This is a genomic window from Meridianimarinicoccus zhengii (assembly GCF_003254465.1).
Lineage (GTDB): Bacteria > Pseudomonadota > Alphaproteobacteria > Rhodobacterales > Rhodobacteraceae > Meridianimarinicoccus > Meridianimarinicoccus zhengii.
The window spans coordinates 43,966-50,802 of the sequence record NZ_QDFI01000026.1 but is presented as its reverse complement, the minus strand read 5'-3'; the positions used below and the strand labels follow the sequence as shown (position 1 = coordinate 50,802).

At 69.7% G+C, this 6,837-nt stretch carries 4 protein-coding genes; 3 read left to right on the top strand and 1 reads right to left on the bottom strand.

The window, feature by feature from the left end; genetic code table 11:
* On the bottom strand, positions 1 to 1,387 hold a 1,387-nt coding region (locus tag DDE13_RS10365; protein ID WP_111404012.1), incomplete at its 3' end, for a VPLPA-CTERM sorting domain-containing protein.
* Between the two features lie 356 nt (positions 1,388 to 1,743).
* Between DDE13_RS10365 and DDE13_RS10360 the strand changes: the two genes are divergently transcribed.
* The 3 genes from DDE13_RS10360 (at position 1,744) to recA (ending at position 6,711) form a co-directional block, all read left to right on the top strand.
* Positions 1,744 to 2,925, top strand: coding sequence for an RsmB/NOP family class I SAM-dependent RNA methyltransferase (locus DDE13_RS10360; protein WP_111404011.1), 1,182 nt, complete (start codon positions 1,744 to 1,746; stop codon positions 2,923 to 2,925).
* A gap of 160 nt (positions 2,926 to 3,085) precedes the next feature.
* Positions 3,086 to 5,386, top strand: coding sequence for an ATP-binding protein (locus DDE13_RS10355; RefSeq protein ID WP_111404010.1), 2,301 nt, complete (start codon positions 3,086 to 3,088; stop codon positions 5,384 to 5,386).
* Positions 5,387 to 5,640: 254 nt separating this feature from the next.
* A complete protein-coding gene (gene recA, locus DDE13_RS10350) occupies positions 5,641 to 6,711 on the top strand; it encodes a recombinase RecA (RefSeq protein ID WP_111404009.1) in 1,071 nt (356 codons plus the stop codon).
* The last annotated feature ends 126 nt before the right edge of the window (positions 6,712 to 6,837 follow it).

Below are 6,837 nucleotides of genomic sequence, written 5' to 3'. Positions count from 1 at the left end.
GCAGCGCCCAGAGCCCGGCCAGCCCCGCGCCCAGTAGCGGCAGCCCGGCGGGCAGCGGCACCGGCGCCACGGCCGCGAGATCGGCCGTGCTGAGCGCCGTGCCGCCGACATTCCAGAACTCGAAATTGCGGAACTCGCCCGTCACGTTGCCGGCCAGCGTGGCCAGCGTCAGCCTTGCGCTGTCGCCCGACACGACGAAGCGCGTGATGTCTGCAAGCCCGTAGCCGTCGAGCAGCACGGTGTCGTCGCCCCCGCGCCCGTCGAAGAACGCGTCGGTGAACTGGCCCGACGACAGCGCGCCCACGGTCACCGTGTCATCGTTGTCGGTCATCAGAACCGAGCCGAAGATCATGGAGTGGTCGAAGATCTCCAGCGTGCTCGCGTCCATGCCCGGATCGAATTCGATGGCCGTGCCCGACGTGCCGCGCAGGGTGCCGGAATTCACCACATCGATGGCGGCGGGGCGCCCCTCGGCCACGGCGATGGCCTTCGGCCCCTCGATCAGTCCAGCATTCTCGATCCGCAGCACGCCCACGGGCAGATCGCCGAGGATGTCGTCCTGCAGCAGTTCGTCGGCGTCGATGCCGTTGCCGCCGCCTTCGCCCGGGGCGGGCTGGGCGCGGATGACGCCGCCGGCGTGGTTGACGATGGTGCCCTCGTCCACGTCGATGCCGTCATCGGTCCCCTGGATCAGGCCGTAGTTGTCCACCCGGCCCGAGGCGAACTGCACCCCGTCCTCGTCGGCGATGGTCGGGTCGATGATGCGGATGGTGCCGCGGTTTTCCAGCGTGAAGTCGATGCGCGCCTCGATGACCTCTTCGCCGCCTTCGATCAGGCCGGTGTTGACGACGGTCGTGCCCGCGCCGCGGGACTGGATCGCGCGGCCGTCGGTGGCCGTGATCGTTCCGGCGTTCTCGACCCGCAGGTTGCGGATGTCGTCGCCGTTGTCGGCACGGATCGCCTGGTCCTGGGAGAGGATCGTGGCCCCCGCGCGGTTGATGATCGTGCTGTCGTTCGCGCCCGCCTGAAGCCGGATGCCCCGGTCTTCGGTGGCGCGGACGTCGCCGGCGTTGTCGAAGGTCAGGCGTGCGCCGGTAGTGCGCACCGCCTCGTCGTCGAGGCTTTCGATCAGGCCTTCGTTCAGGACGCTCTGGTCATCGCCCGACAGGGTCAGCGCGATCCCCGCGAGCGGGCCCACGGCGGCGCCGGGTTCGATCGCGAAGTTCTGGCCGTCCGTGGCGTCGACGATCGCGGCATTGCCGGGGCCGGTGCAGGTGAGGGTCGTTCCGTCATCGACGCAGGCGGCCTGGGCGGGCAGGGCGGCAATGGACAGCGCGGCGAGCGCCGTCGTGGACAGGATCGTGCGCAGCGGCAGGGTCTTGGGCATGGTTCACTCCGGTTTGGCAGACACGTCCCCGCCATGGCGACGCTACGTAACGCGTTTGTTAAGAATGTATGAAGTAAATGTGACAAGCCCTGTCCGGCTCCGACGGGACGACGCATTTTTTCGCTTTGGCAACCGGGGGTTGCCGGGAGTCGCGCCATTGGCCCCGGTGGCCGCGGCCGCGTGCCGTGCCGGTGCGGTCTTCCGGCGGCCGCGCGGCCGATCCCGGCGCCTCGTGACGGTCGCGGCGACGCGGGCGGTCTTTTCGCCCGCGCCGGGCTGGGGTAAGCCCGCGCCATGGCATATCCCGTTTCCCGACCTGTCCCACCCCCATCCGCCCCTTTGCCCCTGGGTGCCCCGTGACCCCGGCGGCGCGGGTGGCGGCCGCCATCGGGCTGCTCGACGATATTCTTGCGGGGGGACCGCCGGAGAAGCTTCTGACCGGCTGGGGCCGGGCGAACCGCTATGCCGGGTCGGGGGATCGCGCTGCGGTGCGGGATCTCGTCTATGACGCGCTGCGCCAGCGCCGGTCGCTTGCGGCGCTTGGCGGGACCGAGACCGGGCGCGGCCTGATGATCGGCTGGGCGCGGGCACAGGGGCAGGACGCTGCGGCGCTGTTCGACGGATCGCGCCACGGCCCCGACCCCTTGAGCCCGGAGGAAGTGGCGGCGGGCCGCGCCCCGATGGACGGGGCGGAGGCGCTGGATTGCCCAGACTGGCTGTGGCCCCTGCTCTGCGATGACCTGGGCGCGGATGATGCGCGGGCGTCGCTCGACGCCCTGCGCCACCGCGCGCCGGTGCATCTGCGCGTCAATGCCGCGCGGGCCGACCGGGACAGTGTCGCGGCGGCGCTGGGCGCGGCGGGCTTTGCCTGCGTGCCGCATCCGCTGTCGCCCACGGCGCTGGAAATCAGGGGCGATGGGCGGCGGCTGCGCAGCGATCCGCGCGTGCTGGATGGCACGGTGGAGTTCCAGGACGCGGCGTCGCAGGCCGTGGCGGACATGGTGCCGCTGAAACCGGGCGGGCGGCTGCTGGATTATTGCGCGGGTGGCGGCGGCAAGACGCTGGCCATCGGGGCGCGGGTACCAGGCGTTTTCGTCGCCCATGACGCGCAGCCGCGGCGGATGGCCGATCTGCCGGCACGCGCGGCGCGGGCGGGCCTCGATGTCATGCTGCGCGACACGGCGGCGCTTGGGGCGGAGCCGCCCTTCGACACCGTGCTGGTCGACGCGCCCTGTTCCGGCAGCGGGTCGTGGCGGCGCGATCCGGCGGGCAAATGGGCGCTGACACCGGCGCGGCTGGCGGAGCTGTGCGCGCTTCAGGACGAGATCCTCGGGCAAGCGGTGCGGCATGTGCGCCCCGGCGGGCATCTGGTCCATGTTACCTGCTCGTTCATCGAGGAGGAAAATGCCGGCACGGTCGCGCGGTTCCTTGCGGCCCATCCCGACTGGCGCTGCCTGCGCAGGCGGCAATGGCTGCCTGCAGATGGCGGCGACGGGTTTTTCGCCGCGATCCTGGCAGCGGGGGCTGTACCCGGCTGACCGGCCCCGCGCCGGACCGGGACGGGCGCGGCAGCGGCGCCGCAGGTCTGAATATTCCACCTGTGATTGAAAACTGGTGATTGCCCGGCCGGGGGATCGGGCTTAATCCGTGGTTAACCCCACGGTCGTTATCTGGGCCGTGTCGATCACGGGAGACCCCATGGTGCAGATCGCCGATATCCGCCGACAGCCCCCCGCCGCAAGGCTGGCGCGCAGCGAGTTGCCGCTTGGTCTGGTCGGGCTCGGTCTTGTGCTTGCGGGCGCGTGGTCCGCGCCGCTCGGGTTGCAGGTCACGCTCGTGGCGGCGGGGACGGGGCTGGCGGGGGTGGCGCTGGTCGTTCTGGGCTGGCGGGCCTTGCAGTGGTGGCGCCGCCGCAGCGCGGTGGAGGCCGTCCGTGCGCTGGTGGACAACGATGCCGCGCCGGCCGCGCTGAGCGATGCGTCGGGGCGGGTCGTTCTGGTGAACGATGCCGCGGGGCGTGTACTCGGCCTTGCGACCGGCGGCCCCGTCGCGCAGGGGTTCGGCGGGTTCTTCGCCACGCCGGGGCAGACGGTGGCCCGGCTGCTCGACGAGGTCGCGCGCAGGGGGCATGCCTGCGCCGAACGCGCGACGCGGCGCGGGCTGGTCCGGGTGTCGGCGCTGCGCGGTCCCGGCGACCTAGTGCTGTGGCGCGCCGAAAGCCTGACGGCGCGGGACGCGGTGGTGGGCACGGGCGATATCGGCCTGCCGATGGTCGTGGTCCAGCCCGACGGGCGGGTGATGGCGTCGAACGACGCGATGCGCCAGTGCCTAGGCGGGGACGCGCCGGACCGGTTCGACCAGATCGCGGGGCGGTCCGGCTGGCGCAGCGGCGATCTGTGCCGTGTCGCCACGGCCGCGGGCACCGTGGCGCTGCGGCTCTATGTGCCCGAACCGGAGCCGGCCGATCCGTGCCGCGAGGTCTATTTCCTGCCCCCCGATATCGGGGGCGCGCCCGATGCGCGGGCCTTGTTCGACACGCTGCCGGTGCCCATGGTCAAGGTCGCCGTCGACGGGGCGGTGCGGGCCTGCAACGCCGGTGCGCGCGAATTGCTGGGCCGGGACCTGCCGCCCGGGTCGTGGTTGTCGGACGGGCTGTCGGGTCTGGGCCGCCCGCTGACCGACTGGCTGCAGGATGCCCATGCCAGTCTTTCGCCGTCGCGGTCGGAATTCCTGCAGGTACGGGGCGATGGCGGGGACCGCTTCGTGCAGGTCTCGCTCAAGCCGGTCGAAGAGAACGGGGAGCCGCTTCTGCTTGCGGTGCTGACCGACGCCACCGAGCTCAAGACGCTGGAGGCGCAGTTCGTCCAGAGCCAGAAGATGCAGGCGATCGGCCAGTTGGCCGGCGGCGTCGCCCATGATTTCAACAACCTGCTGACCGCCATCTCGGGCCATTGCGACCTGTTGCTGCTGCGCCATGACGAGGGCGACCCGGCCTATGGCGACCTTGTGCAGATCAACCAGAACGCGAATCGCGCCGCGAGCCTCGTGGGTCAGCTGCTGGCCTTCTCGCGCAAGCAGACGTTGAGCCCGGAGGTCGTGGACCTGTCCGAGGCGATGTCGGAACTGACCCATCTGCTGAGCCGTCTGGTCGGCGAAACCGTGCGGCTGCGGCTGAACCATGACGACGCGGTGCCGCCTATCCGGGTGGACAAGCGCCAACTCGAACAGGTCATCATGAACCTCGTGGTCAACGCGCGGGACGCGATGCCCGATGGCGGGGAGATCACGGTGGAAACCGCAGCGGTGACCCTGAACGCCGAGATGCGGCGCAACCGCGCCGCCATTCCGCCCGGCGACTATGCCGTGGTGCGGGTGCGCGACACGGGCGTGGGCATCGCGCAGGAAAACCTTCAGAAGATATTCGAACCCTTCTTCACCACCAAGAAGACCGGCGAGGGCACCGGGCTGGGCCTGTCGACCGCCTATGGCATCGTCAAGCAGACCGGCGGGTTCATCTTCGCCGACAGCCGCCCGGGGCAGGGCACGGCATTCACCCTGTACTTCCCGGCGTCCGAAGCCGCGGCGCGCACCCCGGAGCCGCGGGTGACGGCACCGGCGCATGTCGTGACCAAGGGTGAGGGCGTGGTCATGCTGGTCGAGGACGAAGCGCCCGTGCGCGCCTTCGCGTCGCGCGCGCTGCGGCTGCGCGGCTATACTGTCATCGAGGCGGAGAACGCCGAGGAGGCGCTTGAACGGCTCGAGGACCGCGCGCTGCAGGTGGATGTCTTCGTCACCGATGTCGTGATGCCGGGCATGGACGGGCCAAGCTGGGTGCGCGAGGCGCTCAAGACCCGGCCCGGCACCCGTGTCGTGTTCGTGTCGGGCTATGCCGAGGACGCCCTGAGCGACCAGCAGGCGCGCATCCCGAATTCCGTCTTCCTGCCCAAACCCTTCTCGTTGCGCGATCTCACCGAAACCGTGCAGCGCCAGTTGCACTGACACGCGACCGCCCGCCTCGCACCGGTCCGGTGCCGGGCCCGCATCGCGGCGCATCGTGTCCGCGCGCCGGAACCGGGGTCGCGCGGGGCGGTCATATGGGCCCGGTAACCGTTCCTTAACGACCTGCGGCGCAGCCTGTTCCGAGGATTTTCATTGATTTGTTCCTGTTTCGTGCCATACATGAAACAGAACAAGAGCGGAACATCCGGCGGCATTGTGACCCCGCCGCGGGTGTGCAACAAGGAACAGGAACGATGAGCACGGCCAACCTTCTCGACCTCGGCGGATCACGCAGCATGGACAAGCAAAAGGCGCTCGACTCGGCGCTCGCGCAGATCGAACGGCAATTCGGCAAGGGCTCGATCATGAAGCTCGGCCAGAACGCGGTGACGGAGATCGAGTCGACCTCGACAGGCTCGCTCGGACTCGACATCGCGCTGGGAATCGGCGGGTTGCCCAAGGGCCGCATCATCGAGATCTACGGCCCCGAATCGTCGGGCAAGACCACGCTGACGCTGCATTGCGTGGCCGAGGAGCAGAAGAAGGGCGGCGTGTGCGCCTTCGTCGATGCGGAACACGCGCTCGACCCGCAATACGCCCGCAAGCTCGGCGTGGATATCCAGGAACTGCTGATCAGCCAGCCGGACACGGGCGAACAGGCGCTGGAGATCACCGACACGCTGGTGCGGTCCGGCGCTGTCAGCCTGGTCGTGGTGGACAGCGTCGCGGCGCTGACACCCAAGGCCGAGCTGGAAGGCGACATGGGCGAACACCAGGTCGGCGCGCAGGCCCGCCTGATGAGCCAGGCGATGCGCAAGCTGACGGCCTCCATTAGTCGCAGCAACTGCATGGTGATCTTCATCAACCAGATCCGCATGAAGATCGGCGTGATGTTCGGCAGCCCCGAGACGACGTCGGGGGGCAACGCGTTGAAGTTCTACGCCTCCGTGCGGCTCGACATCCGCCGCATCGGCGCGGTGAAGGATCGCGACGAGGTCGTGGGCAACGCCACCCGCGTGAAGATCGTCAAGAACAAGGTAGCCCCGCCGTTCAAGCAGGTCGAATTCGACATCATGTACGGCGAGGGGATTTCCAAGACCGGGGAGTTGCTGGACCTCGGCGTGAAGGCCGGGGTCGTGGAAAAATCCGGGTCGTGGTTTTCGTATGGTGACGAACGCATCGGGCAGGGGCGCGAGAACGCGAAGACCTATCTCAAGACCAACACCCGCGTGGCGCTGGAGATCGAGGACAAGATCCGCGCGGCTCACGGGCTGGATTTCGACCTGCTGCCCGGCGCGCAGGAGGATGATGTGGTCGACGGCTAGCGCCGCGCATCCTGGTCGGCGGCTGACCGCCCGGCACCACCCGATCGCCATGCACGCCCCGACCGACAGGCCGGGGCGTCCGCATGTCCGCCGCGGGGCCATTCTGGACACCCGCTCGCACGCCCG